21 protein-coding genes and 2 pseudogenes are annotated in these 26,148 nt (G+C 68.8%); 12 read left to right on the top strand and 11 right to left on the bottom strand.

Annotation, left to right across the window (positions count from 1 at the left end):
- Nucleotides 1-5 precede the first annotated feature (5 nt).
- A complete protein-coding gene (locus ACFWU3_RS26850) occupies nucleotides 6-1,253 on the bottom strand; it encodes a PP2C family protein-serine/threonine phosphatase (RefSeq protein ID WP_384442654.1) in 1,248 nt (415 codons plus the stop codon).
- 204 nt (nucleotides 1,254-1,457) lie between these two features.
- On the opposite strand from ACFWU3_RS26850, the gene ACFWU3_RS26845 reads away from it, so the two are divergent.
- Together ACFWU3_RS26845 and ACFWU3_RS26840 are read left to right on the top strand one after the other, a co-directional pair.
- On the top strand, nucleotides 1,458-1,844 hold the full coding sequence (locus ACFWU3_RS26845; protein WP_384442651.1) for a hypothetical protein: 387 nt from the start codon (nucleotides 1,458-1,460) through the stop codon (nucleotides 1,842-1,844).
- A gap of 1,031 nt (nucleotides 1,845-2,875) precedes the next feature.
- Entirely contained in the window at nucleotides 2,876-3,109 is a 234-nt protein-coding gene (locus ACFWU3_RS26840; protein WP_384442648.1) for a hypothetical protein, read from the top strand.
- 59 nt (nucleotides 3,110-3,168) lie between these two features.
- On the opposite strand, the gene ACFWU3_RS26835 is transcribed toward ACFWU3_RS26840, so the two are convergent.
- Nucleotides 3,169-4,656, bottom strand: a complete 1,488-nt coding sequence (locus ACFWU3_RS26835; RefSeq protein WP_384442645.1) for an FAD-binding oxidoreductase — start codon at nucleotides 4,654-4,656, stop codon at nucleotides 3,169-3,171.
- A 95-nt stretch (nucleotides 4,657-4,751) separates the two neighbouring features.
- Nucleotides 4,752-5,768, bottom strand: coding sequence for a hypothetical protein (locus ACFWU3_RS26830; protein WP_384442642.1), 1,017 nt, complete (start codon nucleotides 5,766-5,768; stop codon nucleotides 4,752-4,754).
- 106 nt (nucleotides 5,769-5,874) lie between these two features.
- Here ACFWU3_RS26830 and ACFWU3_RS26825 point away from each other — a divergent pair, with 106 nt between their 5' ends.
- Nucleotides 5,875-6,990 (top strand): methyltransferase, encoded by a 1,116-nt coding sequence (locus tag ACFWU3_RS26825; RefSeq protein WP_384442639.1) that lies wholly within the window; start codon nucleotides 5,875-5,877, stop codon nucleotides 6,988-6,990.
- Between the two features lie 50 nt (nucleotides 6,991-7,040).
- On the opposite strand, the gene ACFWU3_RS26820 is transcribed toward ACFWU3_RS26825, so the two are convergent.
- The 3 genes from ACFWU3_RS26820 to ACFWU3_RS26810 are packed head-to-tail and all read right to left on the bottom strand — an operon-like array spanning nucleotide 7,041 to nucleotide 11,918.
- Nucleotides 7,041-8,351, bottom strand: coding sequence for a hypothetical protein (locus ACFWU3_RS26820; RefSeq protein ID WP_384442636.1), 1,311 nt, complete (start codon nucleotides 8,349-8,351; stop codon nucleotides 7,041-7,043).
- Nucleotides 8,348-11,509, bottom strand: coding sequence for an ATP-binding protein (locus tag ACFWU3_RS26815; RefSeq protein WP_384442633.1), 3,162 nt, complete (start codon nucleotides 11,507-11,509; stop codon nucleotides 8,348-8,350). Before ACFWU3_RS26815 ends, ACFWU3_RS26820 begins: the two co-directional genes overlap by 4 nt.
- Nucleotides 11,510-11,540: 31 nt before the next feature.
- Nucleotides 11,541-11,918, bottom strand: a complete 378-nt coding sequence (locus tag ACFWU3_RS26810) for a hypothetical protein (RefSeq protein ID WP_384442630.1) — start codon at nucleotides 11,916-11,918, stop codon at nucleotides 11,541-11,543.
- Nucleotides 11,919-12,415: 497 nt separating this feature from the next.
- Here ACFWU3_RS26810 and ACFWU3_RS26805 point away from each other — a divergent pair, with 497 nt between their 5' ends.
- Nucleotides 12,416-12,532 (top strand): hypothetical protein, encoded by a 117-nt coding sequence (locus tag ACFWU3_RS26805; protein WP_384442627.1) that lies wholly within the window; start codon nucleotides 12,416-12,418, stop codon nucleotides 12,530-12,532.
- Here ACFWU3_RS26805 and ACFWU3_RS26800 read toward each other — a convergent pair.
- Both ACFWU3_RS26800 and ACFWU3_RS26795 read right to left on the bottom strand, forming a co-directional pair.
- Nucleotides 12,505-12,918: pseudogene (locus ACFWU3_RS26800) on the bottom strand (cadmium resistance transporter); the annotation flags it as partial. The gene ACFWU3_RS26805 and the pseudogene ACFWU3_RS26800 sit on opposite strands and share 28 nt — an antisense overlap.
- Before the next feature lie 343 nt (nucleotides 12,919-13,261).
- Nucleotides 13,262-13,462: pseudogene (locus tag ACFWU3_RS26795) on the bottom strand (helix-turn-helix domain-containing protein); the annotation flags it as partial.
- Nucleotides 13,463-13,792: 330 nt separating this feature from the next.
- Between ACFWU3_RS26795 and ACFWU3_RS26790 the strand changes: the two are divergent.
- A complete protein-coding gene (locus ACFWU3_RS26790) occupies nucleotides 13,793-14,461 on the top strand; it encodes a DUF4232 domain-containing protein (RefSeq protein ID WP_384442624.1) in 669 nt (222 codons plus the stop codon).
- A gap of 318 nt (nucleotides 14,462-14,779) precedes the next feature.
- On the opposite strand, the gene ACFWU3_RS26785 is transcribed toward ACFWU3_RS26790, so the two are convergent.
- Nucleotides 14,780-14,956, bottom strand: a complete 177-nt coding sequence (locus tag ACFWU3_RS26785; protein WP_384442621.1) for a hypothetical protein — start codon at nucleotides 14,954-14,956, stop codon at nucleotides 14,780-14,782.
- Between the two features lie 1,101 nt (nucleotides 14,957-16,057).
- Here ACFWU3_RS26785 and ACFWU3_RS26780 point away from each other — a divergent pair.
- The 7 genes from ACFWU3_RS26780 (at nucleotide 16,058) to ACFWU3_RS26750 (ending at nucleotide 23,706) form a co-directional block, all read left to right on the top strand.
- On the top strand, nucleotides 16,058-17,086 hold the full coding sequence (locus ACFWU3_RS26780) for a LuxR C-terminal-related transcriptional regulator (protein WP_384442618.1): 1,029 nt from the start codon (nucleotides 16,058-16,060) through the stop codon (nucleotides 17,084-17,086).
- Nucleotides 17,087-18,126: 1,040 nt separating this feature from the next.
- Nucleotides 18,127-18,429, top strand: coding sequence for a hypothetical protein (locus ACFWU3_RS26775; RefSeq protein WP_384442615.1), 303 nt, complete (start codon nucleotides 18,127-18,129; stop codon nucleotides 18,427-18,429).
- Nucleotides 18,422-19,435 (top strand): 2-ketoarginine methyltransferase, encoded by a 1,014-nt coding sequence (locus tag ACFWU3_RS26770; RefSeq protein WP_384442612.1) that lies wholly within the window; start codon nucleotides 18,422-18,424, stop codon nucleotides 19,433-19,435. Before ACFWU3_RS26775 ends, ACFWU3_RS26770 begins: the two co-directional genes overlap by 8 nt.
- On the top strand, nucleotides 19,432-20,538 hold the full coding sequence (locus ACFWU3_RS26765; protein WP_384442609.1) for a beta-methylarginine biosynthesis bifunctional aminotransferase: 1,107 nt from the start codon (nucleotides 19,432-19,434) through the stop codon (nucleotides 20,536-20,538). The genes ACFWU3_RS26770 and ACFWU3_RS26765 overlap by 4 nt, the downstream gene beginning before the upstream one ends.
- A 287-nt stretch (nucleotides 20,539-20,825) precedes the next feature.
- Entirely contained in the window at nucleotides 20,826-21,461 is a 636-nt protein-coding gene (locus tag ACFWU3_RS26760; protein ID WP_384442606.1) for a class I SAM-dependent methyltransferase, read from the top strand.
- A 16-nt stretch (nucleotides 21,462-21,477) separates the two neighbouring features.
- The gene (locus tag ACFWU3_RS26755) at nucleotides 21,478-21,672 is read left to right on the top strand and encodes a hypothetical protein (protein ID WP_327687173.1); all 195 of its coding nucleotides are present in this window, start codon (nucleotides 21,478-21,480) and stop codon (nucleotides 21,670-21,672) included.
- 165 nt (nucleotides 21,673-21,837) lie between these two features.
- Complete coding sequence (locus ACFWU3_RS26750; RefSeq protein ID WP_384442603.1) at nucleotides 21,838-23,706, top strand: hypothetical protein; 1,869 nt, start codon at nucleotides 21,838-21,840, stop codon at nucleotides 23,704-23,706.
- A 106-nt stretch (nucleotides 23,707-23,812) separates the two neighbouring features.
- On the opposite strand, the gene ACFWU3_RS26745 is transcribed toward ACFWU3_RS26750, so the two are convergent.
- Entirely contained in the window at nucleotides 23,813-24,751 is a 939-nt protein-coding gene (locus ACFWU3_RS26745; protein ID WP_384442600.1) for an AMP-binding protein, read from the bottom strand.
- Nucleotides 24,748-25,995: an ATP-grasp domain-containing protein gene (locus ACFWU3_RS26740; protein WP_384442597.1), complete on the bottom strand. Its 1,248-nt coding sequence runs from the start codon at nucleotides 25,993-25,995 to the stop codon at nucleotides 24,748-24,750. The genes ACFWU3_RS26745 and ACFWU3_RS26740 overlap by 4 nt, the downstream gene beginning before the upstream one ends.
- Nucleotides 25,996-26,148: the final 153 nt, after the last annotated feature.

The raw sequence follows: 26,148 nt of genomic DNA, 5'->3' as shown, positions 1-26,148 counted from the left end.
AGGGATCAGAGGCGGACGATGACCAGGGCGATGTCGTCCTGGCCGCCTCCGGCGACGCCTAGCTGTTCGAGCAGGGCGTCCGCCAGTTGGCCAGGGGTGAAGTCGGTCATGCCGCTCAGCGCGTGCTTGAGCAGATCCAGTCTGGCGTCGATGTCTTCTCCCCGGCGCTCGATCAGCCCGTCGGTGTACAGGACCAGGGTGTCGCCCTTGCGGTAGGGGGCCCCGGCCTGCGGGCGCGGCACGTGCTCGGGGCGTGCACCCAGTGGCGGATCGGTGGCCTTCTCCAGCAGTTCGCACCTTCCGTCACGGTGCAGCAGTACCGGCGGAGGGTGGCCGGCGCTCGAGTAGACCAGCAGTTTCGACCGGGCGTCGACGAGGACCGTGACGGCGGTGGTCGCGAGTGCGCCCTCCACTGAGCGGGCGTACATGCCCAGGACCTCCAGGGCTTGGGCAGGACCCGTTGCCGTCCGGCTCGCCGCGGAGAGCGCGCTGCGGAGCATTCCCATCACCGTGGCGGCCTCCAGGCCGTGCCCGACGACGTCACCGACGGCCACGGTGAACCGTCCGTCGGCGAGGTCAACGGCGTCGTACCAGTCCCCGCACACGTTCAGAGAGCCGATCGCGGGGAGGTACCGGACCGCCACGTCTTGATGGTGGGCAAGGTCGGGGGAGTGCAGCATTGCTTCCTGCAACGTGACCGCGACCTCCCGCTCCCGGGAATGTGCCGCACGCAGTTCCTCATTGAGACGCTGCAGCTCGCGGGCCCGGATATACAGCTCGGCTTCCATCACCTCCTCCCGCTCGGTCAGCGATCCACCGGCCGTGCGGCTCCGGACGTGGCGGTCGTGCACGAACGCGGTCACGTCCTCCACCCGGTGGATGATCCAGACCACCTGCCCGTTCTGGTCAGAAACGGGCGTGTTCACCGTCGACCACCAGCGCTCCTCGAACATCCCGGGTCGTGCGACGACGGGGATGTCGTACCTCTGCAACGCCAGCACATCTGTGGCCCCAGCGCCCAGCACCCGCCCCAGCGAGGCTTTCAGATTCCGTACTCCGTCGGCATCCGGGTCGGCCGGGTTGTCCGGGAACGCGTCGAACACGTGCCGGCCGATCAGGTCCTCCCTGGTCCGGCCGGTCGCCCGCAGGTACGCCTCGTTGGCGTCGACGATCAGCAGACCTGGCGAGGACAGCACCAGATAGGGGCTCGGCGTCGCCGCAAACAGCGACCTGTAGTCCAGCTCAGGCGTCACACGCTTCCACCCCGTGTGCATCCTCGGCCTCGGGGGCCCTGACCTTCCCACGCTATGCAGCATCACCGTGACTCGCGCGCCGTGGCACCCCTCCTGTCCGGCGGGCCACCCCTGGGCCGGAAGGCAGCCCCGGTGGCAGAAGGGCAGGGTGCCTGATCTCGCGTGCAGGAGGCGGCGGTGGGCTCCAGGGGTTAGACAGGAAGGGTGACGTACAGCGAGGCGGACGCCGGTGACGGTGGGGAGGTTATGCCTGAGCGGTGTGGTCTGTGCGGAGTGTTGATGCCCGGTGAGTCGGTGCCCAGTGCCGTGGTGCGTGATTCGTCCGCGATTCATGTTCACGATCCGTGGCTGGACGGTAAACGCAGAGTGGTGGCGTGTTCGCCGGAGCATCTTGAGGAGCTGGTCGAGCAGTACGGGCGCCGTCCGTTCGAGGATGCCGAGCTGTGGGCGGGGAAGATCGCTCGGGTGATGGCGACACATCCCACCGGGCTTTCTCCCGAGGCTCTGGCATACGAGACCGGCTTGACCATGAGGCAGGTGGAGCTGGGAGCGCTGTGGCAGAACGAGGAATCCCAGCGCCGACGCCCCTAGCCTGCTGATCCGCACATCGGGCCGACGGGCCCCGATTCGGTTGAGCAATCCCCGCCCCGGGAAGCCGGGTAGATCCCCGAAGTCCGAGGTCGTCTGACTGCGGATGCGGCGGAAGATGCCACCGACGGGTGCCCAAGTCCTTGGCAGGTCGGCACTGTGCTGCCTGGCGCCGGCGTTCCGGGGCCGGCACTTTTCTGCACGGCCAGCGCGTCCCATGTCCACCGTGCAGGAGGCGGCAGAAGCCCGGTGAGCGTTCTGCCGTCATGAATGATCCGTCCCAGGCCCCTGGCCGGATTGGCGCTGCGCCTGCAGATCACCCGACGGGCACGCCCCGGTGTGGCGCCGGTCGGCGAGTAGTTGAGAACCGCAGGAAGCGAGCAGAGTGGGGCCGCTTCCTGCGGTCCTCGTCCTTGCCTCCCTTCCCGTGGAGAGACAAGGAGGATCTGTACCGACGGGGCTTCCGGCCCTCTTTCGTCACGGGCGGACTCAGGCGCGACCGGTCCTGGGTCCTCAAGGATTCGGAGGCCACGGTGCGGTGGGATTGGCGACCGCAGACGGTTGCACTCGTTTGGCCGGCAGGCCGGGCGGCGCAGGAACGGCGTCTGGCGACCTCTCGCCCTGTGCCCGCTTGTACACAGCCACTGCGGCTGCCCTCAACACGTTCCATTACCAACCCTCAGCCGCCTTGGTTGGTGTCACTCCGATCGGTCTGAGCCCACAACGGACTGCGGAGAACAACGAGGCGGCGCATCTCTTCTTCGGCAAAGCGGCACTGGTCACACTCAGACGTCCATGAGCGCTTCGGAAGCGTGTGCGCGCCGCGGTGCTCTCGCACTCCGCGGCCTGCTTCTTGCATGGGGTCTGTTTGGTCAGCCAGTTGGTGGCGGCGGTGAGGGCGCGGTCGGTGCTGGTACCCATGTCGGTTCGTTCGACGAGGGCTTCCCTGCCTGGGGACCCTATGCGTTTGGTCAAGGTCGGCGGACAAGTAGGTTCGTGTGGTCGAGTGCGGGGCCGAGCCGGAGGAAGTGCGCATGAGTGATAGCCAGGTCACCATCAAGCTCACGAGCGACGAGGCACTGGTGCTGTCGCACTGGCTGGAGAGGCTCCAGATGACGGATCTCAGTCGAGTTGTCGACGATCCGGCGGTCTGGGCGCCGATCCATCGAATGGCCGGAACGCTGGACAAAGCACTTCCTGAGCTGTTCGCCTCCGACTATCGCCAGCGGCTTGAGGCCGCTCGACAGCGCCTTCGACCGGAAGACTGACAGACCGGCCCGAATCCTCACCTGGCTTCTGCGTTCCGTCGGCCTGTGAACGAGCGCCCTCAGTAGCGGCCGGAAGCGAACACCTCGTGCGGGTCGAGCGCCTCGCCCAGTCGCCGGTGCAGGGCGGTGGCGGACGGCCGGAAGGGATGGTCGATGTCCGGTCGGTAGGGGTGATAGCCCTCGGCCCCGAAAGCCGTGTGCAGTTGGTCGAGGGTGCGATGGGCGTCGCGGACGGCATCCCGGGTTCCGGGGTCGAAGGCCAGGGTGACGACGTGGTCGACGGTGTCGCTGTCGAGGATGTTCATGGTGACGCCCGGAGGCGCGGTGCGGCCGTGGAGGCAGTTCTGGATCATTTCCGCGGCATGCCGCACGGCCTGTCCGTCCAGAGGGACGATCGGCAGGAACATCAGCAGCCCGCGCGCGTTGTCCAGGCAGGAGGCGCAGTGACCGGTCTTGCGGATGAAGAGGGTGTCCTCCGGGTCGGGGTCCCCGGCGTACGCGCGGTGCACGTAAGTGTCGGCGGCATGGGCGGGGGCGATGGTGAAGGGGGAGCCGGGCACGGCGGCACGTTCGGCGACGAGACGCTCGCGGACGCGGACGAGTTCGGCGTCGCCGGTGAGGCAGATGTGGGCGAGCCACGCGCCGCGGACCCCGTAGGTGCCGGCGGCGAGCGGGTTGTAGATCTTGGTGGTGGCCGGGGCCAAGCCCTGGGCCGTCCACTCGCGCACGGTGTCGACCGCGGCCGCGAGCCTGTCGTCGGTGAAGACGAGGGGCAGGACGCGAACGGCCTGCGGCCTGGCCGGCAGTCGCACGACGGCCGCGGTGACGGCCGCCAGGCCGGACTGTGTGAAGAGGTGGTTGAGGGAAGGGCCGCGTCCGTGCGGCTGGACCGCGGCGCTGCCCTCGTCCTGCGGCCACCAGCCCGTGCGCGCGAACGTTCCGTCGGCCAGGACGAGTTCCAGGCCGGCGAGGTCGTCCGCACGCACCCGGTGGAGACCGACGCCGCGCTCCAGGATGTTGCCGACGACGCTGGTGTGCTGCGATGCCCCGGTGAGGTTCACGATGCGCGCGGAACCGGCGAGCCGGTCGGCCAGCGCCCCGTGGGTGACGCCGGGTTCGACGACGGCGTAGCCCCGCGTGGTGTCGACCTCGCGGATGCGGTCGAGCGCCGAGAGGTTCAGGACGGTGACACCGTCCCGGACCGGACTGGCCGAGCCCAGGCCCCAGTTGCGTCCGGTGCTCACCAGATGGAGCGGTGTGTGCGTACCGTCGGCCGCCCGAGCCGCGGTCGCGCGCACGATGTCGGCCACCTCCTCGGGCGTGCGCGGGTACAGCGACCCGGACACGCGGCGGGCGCGGAAGCGCCCCGACTCCGGCCGGGTCCAGCCGCCCGGCCCGCTGCCGTCGGCGGCTTTCCGCTCCGGCGTGCCGGGGCGCCCGGTTTCCCCGCACCGCCCACAGACCCCTGTGCGCTGCGCGGCCCCCGCGCCACTGGACGGTGGTGCGGGGACCGCGTTCCTGGCCGCGGCCGCCGGTGAGGTGTTCATCGTGTTCTCTCCTGGGTGACGTGCAACGGCGGGCAGGCGGGCTGACGCGCGGTGGAGTCGTGCGGGGGTGCGGGGTGTGTCGGACCGATGCTTCGTCAGTCCGTTTGTGTGGTGTCGAGATGGCGGAGCCGCTGCCGGGACAGACGCTCGGCTGCCGCGAGACCGCTTTCCGGGGTCACGGCGGACTCCTGCCCCGTCTGCGCCATCAGCAGGCTCGGTTCGGTGGCTCCGCCGAACCGGGCGCAGACCCAGCCGTGTGCGTCGTACAGGTGCTGCATGGCGGCATGGACGGCGGCGAGGGAGGACGGGGCGAGCCGGTCGAAGACGCCGTCACGCTTCGACTGGCGCATGCAGTTGACGAGTTCGTGGTGGTCCCGGGTCTGGAGGCCGCTGAAGCCCGCGTTGACCGTCGGCGGGGTCATCGTGTCACGCACCGGACCGTACAGGTCGGGTGGGAAGTCGGCGGCGTAGCGCATGGACACCGCGGTGCTGCGGCAGAGCCAGCCGAACGACCGGACCCTTTCGTGCTCCTGGTGTGTTGTGCCGGCGTCGCCGAGTTCGCGCATGGCGATGACGAGCAGTTGGAGCATGACGAAGAACCTCTGGTGTCCGACGAGCCACCGTTCCTCTGCAGCCGCGCCGGGGTCCGTGGGCCGCCACCGTACGTGCTTGGCGGGCGGGGCCACGGTGGCGGTGAGGTACGGGGTGACGCCCAGCAGCAGGTTGTCGGCGTCCTCCTCGAGCGTGCTGCCGTTACGCGCGAGATCGTCCCGGACCAGGAGATCGCTTGTCAGGAGCGCAGCGGCGAGGAGGGCGGCGCTGTCTCCCCGAGCGCGTCGTACGGCGAAGAAGCGGTCGTGGATGCAGCTGCCGTTGGGCGGCTCGGCGTCGACCGGGCGTCCTCGTTCGCCGTGGGTTTCCACCCAGGCCAGCAGTTCCTTCCGTGCCGCTGCGGCCGGCCCGTCGATTCCCATGGCCACGGTGTAGTGAGCGCCGACGTCTTCCGTGAGACGGGCCAGCCGATCGCCGACACGGACGGCCGCGGGGGGCAGCTCAGTGGGCAACGGCAGCAGCAGGGCAGTGCGGTTGCCGAAGCCCATAAGGGTTGTCACACGTAACTCCCGAACCAGAACGGTTACTCTTGGTGATTGCGGCATCACTTTAAGTCCTCATCGGGGGTGCTGCGGACACTCATCGATCATGTACGGGAGTCAAACGATGGCTGGGACGACACAGTTGACCACCGAGCCGCCGGCTCACAACCCTCCACCGGCCGAGTCCGGCCCGGCGGCAGCCCCGCGGACCGGGCTCACGCCCATCCCGCTCATGGAACTCACCACCGGCTTCTGGCGGTTCAAGGTGCTGGCCGCCGCCGTCGACCTCCGCCTGTTCTCGGTCTTGGCGCGCCTGGGCACAGCCGACGCGGGACGGCTCACCCGAGAACTTGGGCTGCACCCCCGGCCGACGCGGATGCTGCTCGCCTGCTGCACCGCGCTCGGACTGCTGGTGCGCGAAGGCGGCGGCGCGTACCGCAACGCCCCCCTCGCCGAGGCGTTCCTCGTTGAAGGGGACCCGCACTACTTCGGCGGGTTCGTCCAGTACTCCGACCGGCACGGCTATCCGGGCTGGGGCCGTCTCCAGGACGCGCTGCGGACCAACCGACCGACCACCTGGGACCCCGACAGCCAGGAATCGGCCTTCGTCACCACCGACCCCGAGATCCTCGCGAGCTTCTGGGAGGCGATGTTCACGCTGTCCTCATTCACCGCCGCAGCCCTCGCGGAGGCCTACGACTTCGCCGTGCACCGGCGGGTGCTCGACGTCGGCGGTGGCACAGGAGCCTTCCCCGTCGGCCTGTGCCGCCGGCACCCGCACCTGCTGGCCACCGTGCTCGACCTGCCGCACATCACGGCCATGACCCGGGAAAAGGTCGCCGACCTCGCGATGACCGGGACGATCGGCACCCATGACGGAGACTTCCTCACGGAGGAGCCGTTGCCGGCCGGGCATGACGTGATCCTGCTGAGCATGATCCTTCATGACTGGGACGAGACGACCGGGCGCCGGCTGCTGAAGAAGTGCTGGACGGCGCTTCCCGACGACGGTGCCGTGATCATCTGCGAGCTCGTCCTCGACGACGACGAGACGGGCCCCGTGCCGGCGGCCATGATGGGTCTCAACATGCTCGTCGAGACCCGCGCGGGCCACAACTACACCTACGGCGAATACGCCCGGTGGCTCGCCGACGCAGGCTTCACGGACACCACGGTGCTCCCCCTGGACGCCGCGGGCGCGAACGCGGCGATCGTGGCGCGCAAGAGGCCCCTGGTGTGACACCGGTCGGTCCAGCCGATGACGGGCCAGGTGGTGGGGTGGTCGGGGAGTCAGTTTGAGCCTCCGCGGGGGGTGTGCGTCTCGGTCGCCTTGCCGGTGTCCGGGTCCACATGACGGTGCCAGTCGTTCTTCACCGAGCCGTTGGGGCTGACCTCCGTGTGTCTGATGTCCGTCACGCGGTCATGGCCGTCTTTGGTCGTGACGTCGGTGGTCTTTGTTCCGTCCGGTGAGTGTCTCTCCGACGTGTGGGAGGTGGATGTGACGCTGCCGTGGCTGTCCTTGGTCGTGACGTCCGTGGTCTTGGATCCGTCGGGCCCGTTATGTTCCGTCACGGTGCTGGACCGAGTGACATCGCCAGCGGCGTCCCTGGCCGTGTTTTCCGTGGTCCTGCCGTCCTGGGTGGGCGTGGTCGTCCTCTCGATGCTTCCCGTGACGTGACCGTGTGCGTCCTTGCTGACTGTTGTCTCGTGGTGCCTTCCGTCGTTGTGATCCGTCGTCGTCTTCGTTTCGCTGCTGGTCTTGTGCCCGTTGTGGATGTTGGTTTCCGTGCGTGTCTCGGTCCGGCCGTCCTTCGTCGTGTGCGATTCGACGTGCTCCTTGCTATTGATTTTTCCGTCGGCGCCTTTGGTCACCGTGTTCTCGATGCGCCTTCCGTCGTTCGTCAGCGTCGTCTTGGTCGTGTCGCTTCCGGTGACCTTGTCGTTGTGGTAGCGGGTTTCGGTGCGGGTCTCGTGCCAGCCGTCCTTGCCCTGGTGGGATACGGCGTGGTCGGTGCTGGTGACCTTGCCGTTGGCGTCCTCGCGCACCTTGTCTTCCGTGCGCGTGCCGTCGGGTCTGGACGTCGTGATGGTTGTCTCCGTGCCCGTCACCTTCCCGTCCTTGTAGTCCCTTTCGGTGCGGGTGTCGGTCCAGGTCCCGTCCGACGCCCGCTCGGCCACGTTGTGCTCCGTGCTGGTCACCTTGCCGTTGGCGTCCTTGTTCACCGAGTCCGTTGTGACCGTCCCCCGGCCCACATCCGTCGACTGGGTGACCGTAGTCGAACCGGTGAACTTGCCGTCGGCGTCGAAGTGATCCGTGGAGTTGACGACCGTACCGTCCTGTTTCTGGGTGGTGGTTGTCTTATCCGTGCCACCGTCCCCGGTTTTCGTCTCGCTCTTCGAGCTGTAATCTCCGGCTCCGTTGTAGCCGGAGTAGGACGAGTCACTGCTGGTGCCGTGCTTGCCCGCGTCCGAACTGGAGGGGCCTTTGGAGGATTCGCCGCTAGACATTCGGGTGTCGATGCCGCGCATGCTGCGGTCCTTGTCCTTGTCTTTGTCTTTGTCTTTCGGATCGTCTTTCGACGACGACTTGTCCTTCGTCATGGCCCACGCTCCTCAGTGCGTTCGGCCAGGGCCAGCAGCTGTGTGAGCGCTCGTCGGTCCCTCCCCGGGTGGGCCCACTTCTCGGTGGCGAGCATCTGCTGCGCGAAGCACAGGGCCGTGCGGTCGGCCGTCCCGCGCAACTGCTCCATCAGGTCCGGTGGTGCGTCCTCCTCGGGCAACTCCACCAGCTGGTAGGCGGCGTCGCGGCAGAGGTCCCAGGTGGCGGCAGGGCGCCCGTCCGGCGACGTCCGGTCCGCCTCGCGGGCCTCCCCCCACACCCCCGCGAAGCCTCCCTCCGCTACCAGTTCGGCCACCGGCACGGCGCACAGGCAGGGCCCGGGCCTGTCGGCCCAGATTCGGGCGCAGCCCTGGAAGGGGCCCGGCCCGCCGCCTTGCAGGGCGAGCAGCACGAGTCGCAGCCTGGCTACCTCGTCCGAGGTCGGCCCGCCCGCCAGGTGTCCCGTCAGCGCCGCGTCGAGCAGTTCCGCGACTTCCCTGACCTCGGCGTACGTCCACCCCGCTCTCGCGCCACGAACGTCTGCGAGGTGCCATGCGCCATGCCGGGCCAGACAACCGAGAAATGCCTGACGGTCCAGGTCACGGGGTCGGCTCGGCTCGACAATGGCCTCCACGTCCCGCCAGGCGCGTTGCAGACCGTTCTGGTTCAGGACGGCCGATAGTGCAACCCGCCGCAGCGCCCGCACCACCGCGGGTACCAGTAGGGCGGCCCGTGCCCCCGCGCAAGCGGGCGCCGAGGCGAGACATCGGTGGTCGCATGCCACCGACGCCGACAGCAATTCGGACTGCGCTCTGTGGGCGGGGTGCGAGGCCATGTGCTCGCGCACCTCAGGGTGCGACGGCCAGGCCCCCGACCCGCCCTTGGACCGTGGCATTTGGATCAGCAGCGGGGCGTCCTCACCGTCGGTGAAGACCGCTGCGCGACCGATGGGCAGGGTGGCCAGGGCCAGGCTCTGCGCCGGCGTCATCGCCATGCTCGCTCCCAGCAGGTCCCGGTCGTCGCCGGCGACGATCCGGTGCACCACTTTGAGGTTGGTGTTCTTCAGGACGTCGGACGCGAGCTTGGTCGGGACCTGATCGACGACCACGACGCCCTGCCCGTACGCACGGATCTCGGACAGCATGTGGGTGAAGGTCTCCACGGCCTTGCCTCGCACGTCCGACTCGGCCTCCTCGCCCCGCCTGCCACCCGCCGAGGCTCCGGCGAGGAGTCGGTGCGCCTCCTCGACCACCAGCAGGTGCCGGAGTCCCTCGACGTCACCCTGGACGCGGCGGTGTTCGGCGAGGCGGATGAGCAGCAGGCCCATCATGAAGGCCTTGTCGTCGTCGTCCCCCATTCCTTCCAGCTCCAGAACGGTGGGGCGTGCGAGGAGCTCGTCCATCGACAAGGGGCGTCCGGCGTCCAGCATCCGGCCCTTCCCTCCGGTCCGGAGGCTGTTCAGGCGGGTCCGCAGTGCCGCCCTCAGGTCGCTGGTGACCCGCTCCTCGTAGCCGAGGCGGGGGACCAGTTCCTCCACCTTGCGTACGAGGTCGGTGAGGGTGGGGAAGGCGAGGGAGCGGTTGTCGTCGGCGGCCAGTCGACGGTTGGTTCCGGCGGTGATGTCCCAGCCCCGGTCGGCGTACACCTCGTGGAGGGACGCCTCCAGCACCTGGGGCAGCGGGGTCCACATGCCGAAACTCACCTGGAAGACCGAGCGGAGCAGGTCCAGGTGCACCGCTACGGGAACCCCTTCGGGGACTTCGAAGGGGTTCAGGCGCAGCGGCGAGACTGTTTCGTTCCCGAGGGTGAACACCTGGAGCCGGCTGCCCAGTTCCTCGTCGCGGAGCAGCACCCGATACTCCGTCTTGGCGGGTTCGAGGACCAGGAAGGGGATGTCGAGCCGGGCGGCGAGGCGCAGCAGGTGGAAGACCGTGTTGGTCTTGCCGGAGCCGGTGACGCCGGTGACGAAGGCGTGACGGGTCAGCTGGGAGGCACGGATGCCGTAGGGGACGGTGGTGACGCGCCGTCGTTCCACCACGGATCCGAGGAGCAGCGAGTCGGTGTTCACAGGAGGGGGCACGGTGTCGAAGTCGGGTACCTCCGTGATCGCGAACCCGTTGGTCTCCACGGTCGGCAGGTGCACGTAGGCCGCGAGTTGCGCGGAGCTGAGCAGCGACTGGTGCTGGAAGGGGTGGCGGTACCGGCTCGAGGTCGTGTCGGCCGACGGTTCCGGGTCGGGCAGCGCCCAGGCCTGGGTGAGCGCTGGCACCTCTTCCCGGTCCCAGACCCGCACCGGCTCGGGCAAGGAGCGCTCGCCGGAGAACAGCCCCCGCCACAGGCTGGCGACTTGCGGGTAGCTCTCCTCGTCGCCCAGGAGGTACACGGCTGTGCGCCAGGCTCCCGTGCCCTGGGCGTCACCGAGGCTCTTCAGCTGGGCGGTGAGTAGATCGACGTAGTGGTCAGCGAGAGGGCTCGGTGCCCCGCCCAGTTTCGCGGCGGTCTGGGCCCTCCGCATCTGGTTGATGACCTGCAGTTTGAGGTTGCGTACCAGCGCCTCGCCGACGGGCTGGGCGAGTACTAGCGCTGACCAGCGGACCTGCCCGAGTGCGCGCAAGAGCCGGTCGACCTGGCGGACGCCGTCGTTTTCGTCCGGGGGTTTGGAGGTCGGGACGCCGAGGGCGAGTCCGCCGCGCGCCCACGGGCCGCTGGGTGTCGTCGGCTCGGCGGCATCGTCACTGCCGGGGCCGCAGTTGGATAGGTCGAGGACGGGGTACAGGGTGCGCAACGCGGTCTCCAGGAGGCGGCGGTTGCGCGGGACGACCGCCGGGATGCCCCCGGCGGGCAGCCAGGTCCCGAAGCGGATGCGGGCGCGGCCGGACTCCCCGCCGATCTCGAACGCGAGGGGGACCTTGCACTGGTAGAGGCTGACCAGCAGGTCTCGGGTGGGGGGTGCGGCAGCGGCACCGTCGATGCCGCTTACCTGTGGGTCGGGGCGCACGGTTGCGCCCTTGTGCAGCCGCCCGATGCCGTCTACGCGCATGAGGTCACGCAGCTCCGCGGGGGCCTCGGTGAAGACGGCTCCGGGGCCGGGTCGAGGAGGCTCGAAATCCGCGCGCTGGAGGTGGTCAACGTCCTCGGCGGTGAGTTCTTCGATCCCCATGGTCGATGTCCCTGTACGTCTCCGAGCGCGGTCAGGTGGGAAAGTCCGACGGCAGCCAGTCTGGCGGCGGCCCCGTGGGCGCGGTGATGAGCTGGAAGGCGATGTAGGCCATCCACAACACGATGGCGGCGATGAAGACACCGGCGATGACGAGGAGGGCCTTCGGGATCCCCTTGGCGGTGACGACCGCGCCGGTGGTCTCGTTCTCGACCCGCTTGACGCGGAAGGTTCCGGCTTTCAACGTGCCGTGGGCACGCACCCAGTCGCCTTCGCCGAGCCCGCCCTCGAAGGAGGTGCCGCGCATCTCGACCGGGACGAGCGTCACCCGCTGTCCCGCGGCGTCGTAGCGCTCCAGGCGGAAGGTCCACACCGACTCGTAATCCGATTGCCCGCGCTGCTCGTTACGCACTTGGAGATTGCGTACCTGTCCCTCGACCATGTGCCCGGCCGGTACCACCAGTTGGCGCGGAAGGTCCTCGCGGCGCTGCGGGTCCTCGTGGCGGGGCGGGTGGTCCGGGGGTGGCGGGCGCCCCCCATCCGCGGGTCCGGGGTCCGGGTTCCAACTGCCGTCCTGTGCGGAGCTTCCTGGGGGCGGCTCATCCGGGACGCCGAGGAGGGTTCTGCCGCAGCCGGGGCAGAACCGGGCGGCGGGCGGGGCCTCGACCCCACACTGACCGCACCTCGTCCTGGACTCGCCCATACCGGCACCTGCCCTGTCCGACCCCCCTGCCCCCTTGATCGTTCGGCACCATTCTATTCCTCGGCCGCGTCCACCGCGCGAGCTGTCCCGCTCCCACGGGGCTCCGGCGAGCTGTCGAGAGCGGCGGCACCTGGCCGTCCGTCATCGCGGGGAGCAGGCTTCCGGGCATGGCGAACAGTCGGCCGTCCTGAAGCGCGGCCGGCAGCATGGACCTCAACGATCAGAGGACGTTCGAGCTGATCCGCCGGTCCGAGACCCTGGGCTGCTTCCAGATCGAGTCACCCGGCCAGCCGGTGCCGGCGGTGGCGAAGACGGGCACGTAGACGCCGATGTTGTCGCCCCCGTTGGCGAAGGTGATCGCGGCGACCTCCAGGGGGCTTGGCCCGCCCTGCGGCGCCTGCTCCTCCCTTTCGCCCTCCCCGCCTTTGCGATGGTCCTTCCATGCCTGCCAGACGGCTTTGAGGCCCAGCGTGAGCGGGAGCAGACCGAGGTAGGGGATGGCGGCCTCGGGCAGGAAGGTGGCCCCGAATGCGGCGGCCACCGCCACGCCGAGGATCGCGGCGAAGCCCAGGTACCGACCGAGCACGATATGGCGAGTGGAGCCGGCATGCCCGGCTCCCTGGGCGAAGAACAACGCCAGGATCAGGATGTCGTCGATGTTGGTCACGGCGAACAGCCCGACTGCCTGCCCGATGATGCCCAGCTTCACGAGTGGGTGCTCTCCTCCGAGGGTGTTGACGCTACTGGTACGTCACGCCAGAGGCTCCAGGTACGGGGTCTCGCCTGACAGCCACGCACCGCCGCACCCTGCATCCATCGGACACTACCGGGTCGGGAACCCGACGCTGGCGGTCGTTGACCTCCGCTCAGGTGATGATCGCCGGGGTGGTGGGGGAGTCGACCCACAGCGTCGTGGTGCCGTCGGGGGTGATGGTCAGTTCGTACGGGTCGACGCTGGGGCGGCCGAGGTTCACCCAGTGAGTATGAGCGGTGGCGATCTCGTCCCACAGGTTGCGGAGGCCGGCTTGGGTGACGGTGAACCGGTCGGCGTGCCAGAGCCGGTGGACTTCGACCATCTCCTCGCGCGTCGCCTCGCACAGCCGGGCGAACCGCTGCACAGGCGCGAAGTCCGCCGATACGGCATCGCCGTTGCAGTACCGGTGCAGCGTGGAGGTGCTCAGGTGCAGCTGCCCGGCGAGGACGCCGTAGCTGCGCCCGGCCCTCTCCTTCAGCAGGCGCAGTTGCCCCGCCAGCCCCTCTGTTCCCGTCGCTTCTCGGCTCCCCCGATCGCTCCGTCGTCCCAGCCGGGCGTTCCAGGGAGGAACTGTTTCCCCAGCTCACAGCCCGTTCCAGCATTCCGCCTTCCCCCATTGTCCCGGCTGGCTGGCCTGTGATCACCCGGCCCCCACAAGCTGTGGACAGCGCCACCACTTCCGGAGGCCACATGCGAACACGCTTCTGCGTCACCGACGTTGCCGCGGTCGCCGTACTGATCGCCTGCATCGCAGTCCTGGTAGCAGTGATCGACCGTCACTGATGGCACTACCCACACGTATCGAAGGAACCGATTCACGATGCGCACCATGCCTACCGCTCGCACCACCCGTACCGCCTCCGCCGCAGCCCTCCTCGCAACCGTCTCCCTGACGGCCTGCCAGGGCAGCAACACGGCCCAGCCCCCCACCCCGGCCGCCTCCTCCACGTCGTCCACGCCATCCGCGTCCCCCAAGGGCCAGCACAAGACCCCCACCGCCGACCAGAGCTCACCGAAGGCAGAGGGCGACAACACCGGCCATGCCACCGCCACCAAGAGCCCCGTATCCGGTGCCCCCGGCGCCTGTACCCCCGCAGCGACCAAGATCGTGGCCACCGAGATGAACCGCCCGGTCAACCACATGCTGCTCACCGTCACCAACAAGGGTGCGCGGGCCTGCGACATCTACGCGGCGCCGATGCTGCGCTTCGACGACGAGCAGGCTGCCACGCAGACGATCGAGGAGAGCAAGCCGCAGGCTGTCGCGACCCTCGCCCCGGGGCGGTCCGCCTACGCAGCCGTACGGCTGAGCAGCGCGGTCGGCGACGAAGCGCACGGATACAAGCCCAAGCGGCTCAGGATGCACTTCACATCCCGCGACGGTTCCGGTTCCGTCGGCAAGCCCAGCCCGCTGACGCTCCCGGCGGACGCCTTCAAGGACGACAGCGCCGCCGTGACCTACTGGCACACCTCCATGTCGGACGCGCTGTCCTATTGACAAGCCGCGAGCACGCGAGCCGCAGGCTGTGCGCGCTGGGGCTCAGGCGCGGCGCGCCCACAGCCTGAAGCTTCCGGCCCAGGGCATCCACGTCGACGATGCGCTACGCGTCGCGCACTCCATCAAGGGGGAAGTTCCAGAACGCCGCGAAGATCGGCGACTGGCTGACGATGGCGCGCGAATGCAAGATGACGGAAGCAGGAAACCCGGGTGTGATACCGCGCAACGTCCGCAACGCGCTTCTCTTCACACTGGCAGGCTGGATGGCCGCTCCCCAGCCCGGTGACTTCAGTCAACTCGCCCGGTTCGTGCCGAGGCCTACTGCGGCCGTGCAGCGGGTTTCACGCCCAGCACGCCCAGGCGGCGCTGCTGCTCGATGTTCAGGCGCGTCCAGTCCCGCGCTTGCCTCGCCGGCCAGCGGCCGATGTCGTCACCGCGGTAGGTGACGCCAGGCAGGATCTCCTCCAGTGTCCCCGCCGGCCTCCTGAAGGGCACGCAGGGCCGGTGTGGTGGCGCTGCCAGTCGACAGTCCAGTCCAACTGCCCGGGGTTCCAGTCCGAATCGATCGCCGCGAGCTGCTCGCCGCGCCGCGCGCGCGATCGGGGTCCTTGCCCAGACCTCCGGGCCGCCTGAGATTGGTGCCCCATTGCCCCACGGGCTTGTCCATCGCGGTCGCGTGGCGGGGCGCGGCCAAGGTGCTGGCCTCTGCGTAGTACGCGCGGGCCGCGGCGAGGTTCTCTTCGAACTGGGCATCAGCGGTGTCCCAGATCATGCCGAGCTCCTCCAGCTCGTCCGCCCGGGTGCTGGACATGGTCCCGGCCCGGTACGCCCGCCTCAGCCACCCACCGCTACTCCATCCCATTCGAGCATTCGAGTTTCCCCAGTTCACAGCCGGTGCGAACGTTCGAGCCTCCCTGATGCCCCCCGACAGGTCTGGCCGGTGGGACGACGCTCGGCACAAGCTGCGGTCACCCAGCACGCCGCCGACGACCGGCCGGACGGTGTGCCGAGTAATGCACCTGTAACGAAACGGATCAGCCATGTCTGCCTTCAGCAACCGTCGCCGTACCGGCCTGCTCGCGGCCGCCTCCGCCGCGTTAGACGCGCAGTTCACCGCGGTGGAGAAGGCCGCGACCGGCGTGCTCGCGGTCGAGCGCAACCGGGTGGTCCGACTCGCAGGCGCCACCGAGGGCCTGAAGCGGCGGCCGGAGGTGAAAGCCGGGCACTGGCGGGGATCAGCGGCCACGTCACCGACCTCGACGCCAGGGCGGACTTCGTCATCGACTCCTGTCGCCGGCCTGTGCCGGGTCGAGAAGTCGTTCCGGACGGCCGAATCCGGCCCGGCCGTCGGACCGATCCACCACCACACGTGCGGCACGGTCGAGGCACACCGGACGCTCGTGCCGCCGCTCTGTCAGTCTCCTGCCGGCTCCGAGCCGCCGACCGGTCCATCACGGAGTTCGGGGAGATTCTGCATCTTCACCGCAAGATCGAGATCCGGACCGGCGAACTCACCGTCTTACTGCCCGAGGACACGACGCTCAACAAGATCCACGGCGGAGTCAGTGCTCACCAACATGGTTCAAATCGGGCAGCGTGAAGGAGGGGCGTATGTGTGGAAGTGATCACGCAACAGGCCCAGCAGCGGTGGCGGAAGTCTGTGAACGGGGACTGAAGGCCTACGAGTCCGCGATATACGAGGAGGGCTTCTCCGGGGACATCCCCGAGTGCGTACTGGGGCTCGGGCTGCTGCGCTCCGACCCTGAGCTGGCCGGAAACTTCCTCGCGGTCTCCCCGGACGTCGCCTACGCGAACGCCGCGCGGCCCATCGAACGCACGATAGAGAGCCATCAGAACGCGTTAGCAGATGTTCTGCTGGCCATCGATGGGATACGCCATATCCACAGAAGGGTTCATCGGCAGCGGGTGGCGCCGGTGGAGACCCTGGATGATCCGGCCATGATCGCTTCCGCGCTGGAGCGGGCCGTCCAGTCGTGCCAGGTGGAGCTGCTCACGGCACAGCCCGGCGGCGGCCGGTCGCCGCAATTGCTCAGGCAGGCACTGGATCGGGACTTGGAGCTCAACGAGCGGGGCGCCGTGCAGCGGACGCTGTATCAGCACACCGTACGGACGCACGGTCCCACCATGGCCTACGTGGAGCGGGTGACAGAAGCGGGGGCGCAGGTCAGGACACTGGACGAGGTGTTCGATCGCGTCATCATCTGCGACCGGCGAATCGCGTTCATTCCGGGCGAAGGTGACCGCAGAACCTCGGTGCTGACGGTGCAGCACCCGGGTCTGGTGAATCACCTGGCCACCATGTTCGAGTACATGTGGGCGCGTGCCCGGTCCATCGACCCGAAGTCCGTGTCCCAGCGGTCTCCGCTCATCAGCAACGAGATACGTAGCGCGGTACTCCGGCTCATGGTGGACGGTTTCACGGACGAGGCCATCGCCAAACGTCTGGGCATGAGCGTTCGTACGGTGGCGACACACATCAAGAAGACCTCGGACGCACTGGGCAGCCGCAGCCGGCCTCAACTGGCTTATCTCATCGGCACCACCGGCCTGCTGTCCGGCCCGGGCAACTCACTGTCCGGAACGGAGGAGCGGGAAGTGCTGTGACGACAGCGTAAGACGCCCTGGGTCCGCGTCCACGTCCTGGTCCGCGTCCACGCCGCGCACGTGGGCGCGGACCCCGGAGAGTGTCCGTGGGGGAACAGCCGTCCCCCGCTGCCCGCGGGTACCGGCTGTGGGCGACCCGGCCCTCGTCCCCTACTGGTTCCGGCGTCGCGTATACGGCGTGCGGGTTCGGCGGTGGCCAGTGGAGTGGCTGTCCGGTGGTGGTGGCCGAGTCCTTCGCGATGACAAGGACGGCACCCGGAAGGTGAGTTGGTGGATCGTGGAAGTTCTGCCGCGCTGCGGTGGGGCGTCGATGTCGCGCAGGGGCCCGGAGGCCGACCGGTTCATCGGGGCCCGGCGCCGGTGGCCTGTGAAAACCGGTGGGAGCCGCTGCTTCCGGCGCAGGCAGGGCGCCGGGCCCGGAGCAGCCCCGCACGCCCGCCTGATATGTCCTAGTTGAAGCAAATGAGTCACCTCTTGTCATTCGTTCATGATTCGGCATTGCAGGTCCTCGCCATTTTCGTATCGGCCACAAGGTCCTCCGCGCCTATATCGTCAACGACGTAACAAGGGGCGAAATGAAGAAATGTGGGAGCTCATGCGTAACCTAATTTCAGCAGTCGGAATCCTCGTGATGGCGATTGCCGCCCTGTCGATGCAGAATTTCCACCAGGAGAACCATCGGCAGGTCCAGGCTGCGAGCAGCACCTCGGGCGATTCCGCCTGGGGCTGAGAGCTGCTGACGCAATGAGCCGACGCGGCGCGGCGGATGAGCCGGCCGGGCCGGTCTGCAGAAGGCTTCATGGATGCCGGTTCCGCATTCCGAGCGGGTGCCGCGACACCGGAGGTCGTGCAGCCGGGCGGAGTGTGCTCACGACGTCCGGGCAGCTCAACTCGAAGCACCAGGCGCTGAGTGCGGTGGATCCGCGGTGCCGGGCCTGCCCGCCGCTTCAGGCGCCCTGCCCCCGGGTTCATTCCGGCCGGAGCGGAGACTCCGGATCAAGTAACAGCACCGACAATCCCGGGGCGAACAAGGAGGAAAGATGCCGACGATCGAGTTCTTCGGCGCACCACGCGAGGAACGGGCCACGCTGGAGAAACGGGTACGCGAACTCCTGTCGGGAGAAGAGTTCCGCGAGGATTGCGTTTTCGTCACCGCGGCGGATTCCCTCGTTCTCGACTGGCAGGGCCGGAGTCGCCCGTTCATCCGCGTCAGCACACGGTCCGAGGAGCGGGCCGACCGCTTCCGGAAACTGCTGCATCACACCTGCGATCTCGAAATCGTCCGTATCGACTTCCAGCCCATGGCCGATGGTTCACCAGATGAGGAACAGCACAATGGATGAGGGATTCGAGCTCCGGCTCATCGAGGCACTGCAGCCCGTCCGTGGCTTCGCGCTGGCGCAGGGCATCTACCACCTGTTCAGCAGCGGTCTGTACGACCGCATCGCGGAGGGCCCGCAGGAGATACCCGCACTGACCGAGTCCCTGGAACTCGACGCGTCGCGCACCAGCGGATTCCTGCAGTATCTCGCCAACGAGAACTACGTGACGCTGAGCGGCGGCACCGTGGCCCTGACGGAGCAGGGGCGCGCCCTCGGCCCGTACCGCCCGTGGTACGAGCTGCTCATCGGCGGCTACGCGGAAACGTTCCAGCAGATCACCGACGTCCTGCGCGGCAAGGGCTACGCGTCCCGCGACGGCAGGCTCGTGGGGATCGGCAGCTGCGGAATGAGCGCGTTCGACGCGCTGCCGCTCGTCCGTGAGCTGATGTCCGACCTCCCGGCCGCGCCGGCCTCCGTCGTGGACCTCGGCTGCGGCGACGGAACCTTCCTCGCCGGCCTGGTCGGCGACTCCGCCACGGTCACCGGCATCGGAGTCGACCCGTTCGCCCCGGAGGAGCAGACAGCCGGCGGGCTGCGCTTCGTCCGCTCCGGCGCCACCGACTACGTCCGCGACACGGTCGCACCGGACGCGGAGCCGGACTCCTCGCGGCTCTGCCTCGCCGCGTTCCTGCTCCAGGAGATCCTGGAGCAGGAAGGCCGGGGCGCGGTGGTGGAACTGGTCCGCTCGGCCCTCCGCCACTCCGGCCACCTCGCCATCGTCGAGGTGGACCACCGCCCCGCCGACCCGCAGGTCATGCGGCACGGCCTCGGTCTGGCCTACTACAACCCGTACTTCCTGCTGCACGTCCTCACCGAACAGAAGCTGGAGACCGACCGGTTCTGGCACGAGCTGTTCCGGGAGGCCGGCGCCTCGGTGGTCTCCCGGCGGGTGGCCGACCCGAGCGTGGACTCCACCGGCCTCGAGATCGGATATCTGCTGACCCGGCAGGAAGGTGCCGGGCAGTGAGCCTGACGCCGCTGGGGCAGCGCCTCGCGACGGTCGCGGCCTCACCGGAGGAACCGTGGGAGATCCTGGCCGAAAACGTGCCCGCCTGGCCGGATCCGCCCAACCTGCAGGCGGTCGGCTGGGAACTGGACGCCCAGTACGCCCCGAGCCGGGGCACGGACGAGCTGCTGGAGGCGCTGCGCCTGAGGCAGCGGGAACAGGGCGTCGACGTGGGCGCGGAGTCCCTCCTCGTCACCAACGGCGCCTTCGACGGACTCGGGCTGATCGCCCGTCATCTCTCCGGGAACGCAGTGGGCCGGGCGGTGTGCACAGGCCCCGTCCTGCTGAGCGTTGCCGACCTGCTGCGGTCCGTCGGGCTCGACATGGAGGTGCTGGACTGGCCCGCCCTGGTCGGAGAGCGCTCCTGGACCGCCCTCGGCCCCGGTGATCTGCTCTACGTCAACTCCCCGCACAACCCGACCGGTGTCTGTCTGGACGAGGCAACGGCACGTGACCTGCTCGCCGCCCGGCGCCGGCTCGGCTTCACGCTCGTCCTCGACCTGGCCTACGACTCCTTCGTCCAGGACCCCGCGGCCTGCGCCGCACCGCTGGCACTGGTCGAGGACTGGCAGGGCGTCTACGGCCTGAACAGCTTCTCGAAGAACTACGGCGCCCCCGGGCTGCGGGTCGGCTGGATCACCGCCGCTCCGGAGGAGGTCGCCCGGCTCACCGCGCGGATGGAGTGGGAGCGCATCGCCGTGTCGACACGGGCCCAGAACCAGGCTGCCCAGCTGTGCAAACTCGGCAACCAGTCGCTGATGGAGCGGGTGCGGACCGGCCATCGGCTGGTGCTCGACTGGGCGCGGGCGCACGACATGCGGGTCTGCGCCCCGCAGGGCGGTACGCATGTGTGGGTGGACCCCGGGGTTCCCGACGTGGAGACGCTGGCGGACGTGCTGATGGCGGAGCACCGGCTCGTCGTCACCACCGGCGCCCACTACTACCCCGCGGACTCCCGCCACATCCGTGTCCCGACCGGTGTCGACCCCGCTGTCCTCACCCGGTCCCTGGAGACGATCGCCGCCGGCGCCGAGCGGCTGCGCCGTACCGCGGCGGCCGGCTGACCGGCCGCCGGCCGGCAGGATTTCGCGGCGCCGGGCGCAACGGCGTTCCGCATCCGCACCTCCCGGTGGCCTTTGCCCAAATTTGCGAACGCTGCATGTTCCCGCAATGCAGATTGCCCGACCCGGCAATTCCGGCTGCCCGCCCCGGCGCGCGGCTACGGTGAAGCAGAGCCGTCCGAGAGGTGCCCGGACCTGCAACGTGGCCTCATTTGCGATTCATTCCCCTGAATGCACGCCGCATCGGCGCGTCATTCCACGCAGTGATCCTCGAACAGTAAGGACTGACCGTGAAGCATCCCGCCCAGCCCGCAGCGCCGGACATCGCCGTCAAGAACTCCGATGGCGAGAAGACCCTGTACATCGACGGGTCGCAAGCCATGCAGGAGTGGGAAGCGCCGCTGATGCGCCGCTCGGCCGAGGTGCTGTGCCGCGACGGAGGCGTATTCCTGGAATGCGGGCTCGGATTCGGCCTCTCCGCCGTGGCGATCGCGGAGCAGCCGAATGTAAAGAAGCACACCGTCGTCGAGGTCTACGACGAGGTGATCCAGGACTTCAAGAAGTCGGCCCCGAATCTCCCCGACAACCTGGAAGTCGTCCACGCGGACTTCTTCGAGTACATCGAGTCGATCCCCACCGGGACCATCGACGGCATCATGCTCGACCCCTGGCTCCCCAAGGCGATGCGGGACGACGCGGAGTGGTGGGACACCCTGATGCGTGAGCAGATCACGCGCGTCCTCGCCCCTGGCGGCCACTTCATGTCGTTCTTCGTGACCGAACCGACGCTGGAGCCGCGCTGGGAGCCGTACTTCGACGAAATCCTGATCGAGCGGCACGCCTACGACAGCTACTCGACCACCAGCTATCTGGAGGGCAGGCCGTCCGGCATCGCCTACCTCCAGCGCTTCACCAACCGTCACTGAATTCAAGGAGGAAGACATGTCGATCCACTTCACCGGAGTCGCTAGCGACGTCGAGGTCAACATCGGCGGCAAGGCGAAGTACCGGGTGCTCGCCGTTTCCTGGGACGACGAGAAGAACCTTCACCGGTACCTGATCATCGCGAAGGAGCGGCCGATCTGGGTGCCGGAGAGTGACGTCACGGCGTTCTTCCCGGCGCCGGTGACCGACTAGCGGCCGGGACCGGAAGCCGGCCGGCCCGTTCTCCCACGGGCCGAGGTCATGACAAGTGCGGCGGGGGTGGTGAGCACGACGCCCCCGCCGCATTCCTGTCTGCGCCCGGTCCGCCGACATGCCCCATTTTTTCGGAGACGCTCCGACTCGACGAGGATGACCACCATGTCAAGTTCACCGACCGAGGTATCCACGACACTCTTCACGCCAATCGATGAGGATACCGCCTACGCGGAAGCCGTCGCGCGGTTCCTCGACTCACCGCGACCGGACTCCGTCCCGGTATGGGTGGGCGGCCGCGCCGATCTGCTCTCCGCGATGCAGCTGGCCGCCGGGCTCTACCGCGGCATCGCCCGACCGACGCCGTACGCACGGGGTGTGCTGCTGGGCGGCAGCGAACTCCCGGCGGGGCTGCGGTCCTTGCTCGGGCCATTGGCTCTCGAGTGGCTGGACGAGAAGGAGTTGCACGGCGAGCTCCTGGAGAACGCGCCCGCCGGACGGTCACTGCTGGTCGTGGCGGCCTACCCGCAGCTGACTTCGGACCCGGTCATGGAGCTCGTACGGCGGGCCCATCGGAGCGACGGCCGGCAGGTGGGGTTCCTGACCGGCCGGGACGCCGCGTCGCTGGCGTGGTTCACCGCAAAGCAGTTCTGCCGCCCCCGTCCGGACGTCGTCGCGGCAGGCCTGTTCACGTCCACCGACCGTCCGGAAGCGCTCGGAGCGGTCCAGGTTTTCGACGACCGCGCCCTGGAACGCCAGGACATCGGCACCGAGCTGTTGGAGAAGCGGTGGCGACGGCTGCTGCTGCAGGGGCACGGGCGCGACGACTCGGTCAACCTCGCCGACTTCACCGTCTGCGGGCTCAACACCGCGGCGTCCCGCCGGCCGGAACTGCTGGGGCCGCGCTGCGCCTACGGACCCGACTGCTACAAGCCCAACGAGAAGCTGATCCCGCTGAACCGGGTCTCCTCCGTCGAGATCGTGCTGAGCTCGTGCAACAACGGTCCGTTCGCCGATGCCGTGGCCTACGACCCCAAGTACCAGCTGATGCTCAATGCGATCGACGGTGCGGCGAGGGATGTCGTGGCAGCGCCCACCGTGCACGACTCGGCCCGCCCCGAGAACACGATCTGGATGCGAGCGGCGGAGGCGGAGGCACCCTCCGCGGCCAGTCTCAACTCCACGATCTCTGCCGCTCAGCCGGACCCTGCGTACTGGCACTTCGGCATGGCCGACGACCGAGGAAGCGCTCCCGATCCCACGCCGCAGGTTCCCGGCCCTCTGGTGCTGTCCACGTCCTCCCGGCTGACGGCCTACCTCGCCGGCGGCCTCCTTCCGGAGCGGCACGCGTTGCGCCCGCGACTCACCAGGTTCGCGGGCAAGGTGGAGCGCTGGGTGACACGGCAAGCCACGGCCGCGGAGGGCGAGCCGGCCATCCTGCGTGCGCTGTCCGACGATCTCCAGTCGCTCGATCACGCGATCAGCACGCAGATCGCGGAGGACCCGGAAACCGAGTTCACCGACTGCCACGCCTATTTCGGCCAGCGCAGCACCGTCGACCCGGAGTCCGTCTCCGAGGTGCTGTGTCACTGTGGCCGGGCCGCTCGGCAATTCGTGAAGCGAGCCCTGGTCCCCACGGCGCTGGACACGGTCTGCACCGTCTGCATCCGGTGCGGAGACATGGCGTACCGGCTCGTCGGTGCACCCGAGTTGAGCCTCACGACGGAGGAATCGGTGCACACGGGCGGCACGCTGCACGCACGCGTTGGCGTACGGCCGGAACGTCATGGGCCTGTGAGAATCGGGGTGTTCGTGCCCCGGCACCTGCGCTCGGACTGCACCGTGACTCCGTCCCGGAGCAAGGTCCGGGGGACCGCCGGGCAGTGGCACGAGGCGGAGTTCTCCCTCGCCATCGATGCCGGGGCACACCCGCAGGCGTACTACTTCACGGCATTCGCCGTTCAGGACCTCGGCCTCTCGGTGGCCCGCTGGGACTTCGGTGTCCTTCCCGCCGTGGGGGTGTCGGCGCGCTGAGAGCCGCCCCCGCCGTCGGGCCATCGGCGTGCTGAGCCGTCCCGGAAGCCGGACCGGCTTCCGGGACGATTCCTTGTGCGCACATGTCTTCGTCAGGCCCGGGTACTCACGACTCGCCACGAGGGGGATCGGCCGGTCCGGTGACATGGACGAGCCGGCCGTCGAAGCCTGCGCCGACGAGCATCCGACAGACCTCGGGCGCGAGACCGTCACCTTCGACGACGAGGACGCGTAAGGCCGCGAAGCCTTCCGCCTCCTTGCGTACCCCGTGATCGAGAGCCGCGACCGGCAGGGCCAGTGCGGTGATGCCCCGCCGGCGCAGCTCTTCCCGCAGGCCCCGTTCGAGCAGACACGTCAGTGACGGCAGAACCACGAGGTGCGCGCCGTGGGCCAGCCCGACCCACAGGGACAGCTGCACGGCGGACAGCGGCACGTCGCCGAAGTATCCGAACCGTTCGCCCTGGAGCGCCGGCGTGCTCTCTTCGCCGGCGGCCCACCCGTCGGCACGGGCGACGATGTACGTGTGGTCCACGATCAGCGCACGGCAGGGTCCGTCGGCTTCCGACGTCGGAGCGACGACACAAGCTGCCGTGGCGAGGCGAGGATGGGGTGCCGAGTGGTACACGGCGGTGTGCGGGCCGGCGTCCGCCAGCGGGATGACGAGGACGCGCGGGCACCGGTGGGCCTTCGGGCGGGGCATGTCCGACAGACAGAGAGTCGCACCGCCCATCCGCATGGCCGGTTCGCTCGGGCCGGCCGGATCACAGGTCTCCACCGTCACATAGACGGCCCCCCTCTTGAGTATCCCCAGGACAGCGGCCCAGCTGCCGGACGAGTGGGCCACGCACAGCGCGACCCGGTCACCGGGCGACACACCGTGCAGCCGGAGCAGCCCGGAGACCGCATCGGAGAGCTCGTCCAGTTCCCGGTAGGTCAGAACCCCGTCGGCATCGGTGATCGCGGGCTGGTCCGCGTGCTCCGCCACGGTCCGTGCGAACAGTCCCGGCAGTGTCGTGACTCCGTCGGGGACCGCAGGCGTCGTCATGACTCCACGGGCTCCGTCTCGATCGTGAAGTGCTCCAGCACATTCCGCATCCGCTGCTCGACCTCTGCCGCGGTGCCGCCTGCGACGTGCATGAATCCCGACGACGCGTGTGAGGCACGCAGCGGCGTGGCGACGTCCCCGACGGCCAGCTTCAGCTGCACGCTCAGGACCCCGGGCAGCCGCAGCAGTTCCTCCTCGGTGCTGATGCTCACGACCCTTCCCGGCTTCACCGGCAACAGCAGGTCGCCGACGGCTCGGCCCTCCGAATAGCGCAGATCGGGTGTGCGTCCGAGGTAGGTGTCGAGAGTCGCCCGGTGGATGTCGAAGCCGCGGGACAGGCCGTGGTTCGCCAGCACCTCGCAGCCGGTGATCCGTGCGGCGGCCTCGCCCACGCACAGCGTCCCATCGTCCATCAGGAAGCACTCCGCATGGAAGTAGCCGTGATCCAGGCCGAATCCGTCGACCAGGTCCTGGCACACCGACCATACGTCCAGCGGCAGTTCCTCCCCCGGAGCGAACGTGATGTTGGCGTTGATCGCCCCGTCCAGAACGTCCAGGATCGGCACCGGGTTCAGTGACAGGTAGGCGTCCACCACCTTGCCGCCGGTGACGAGCGCACACAACTGGTACTCCGTGCCGCGGATGTACTCCTCCGCCATCCACCGGCGCTCGGGGGCCAGTTCCGGAACCTCCGCGAGGTCATCCGGTCCGTCGATCCGGTACGTCCCGATGCAGGCGAAGGAGTCCATGGGCTTGACGACGACCGGCCATCCCTGCTCCTCAGCGAAGAGGGCCACTTCGGCGAGCGTTTCGACCCTACGGTAGGCGGCGCACCGCAGCCCGAGCTCGGCGAACCTGTCCTTCATCACCGTCTTGTGCCGGACCCATGTCACCTGCTGCCTCGTGAGATGCGGCAGGCCCACCGACTCGGCGAACGGCTGGGCCACTTCCTGATGCGGTTCCTGCGGATTGCAGAAGTAGGTAGGCACGTGTTCCAGCGTGTCGATCCACTTCAGGTAGCGCTCCGCCTCTTCGGCGAGGTTCTCGTCCTGGGCGAGGAACACGGGCAGATGCGCGGTGCGGTCCAGGTACTCCTGCGGGAGGTCCTTGACGGCCGAGGCGAAGCGCAGCAGAACGATGTGCACGTCGTCCTGGTTCAGCACGTTGCGCACGAAGGTGGAGGGCCTGCCGTCCACCAGAAGTACTACCGGAAGCGCGGATGTCTCAGGGGTCGATGTCGTCATGAAGGACTCCAGTGGTCATGGGCGGGTTGAGGTACCCGGCTCGGTGACGACCCGGGTGCCGGCCGAGGTCCCGTACGGGGCGGGTGGGCCGGAGGCAGGTGGTGGCGTCGACTCACTTCACTCGTCGACCGGTGCCGGGCGGCGCAGGGGCCG

The sequence above is a fragment of the Streptomyces sp. NPDC058685 genome, from assembly GCF_042714725.1.
Lineage (GTDB): Bacteria > Actinomycetota > Actinomycetes > Streptomycetales > Streptomycetaceae > Streptomyces.
The sequence above is the reverse complement of the archived record's forward strand: the minus strand, read 5'-3'. Positions and strand labels throughout refer to the sequence as shown.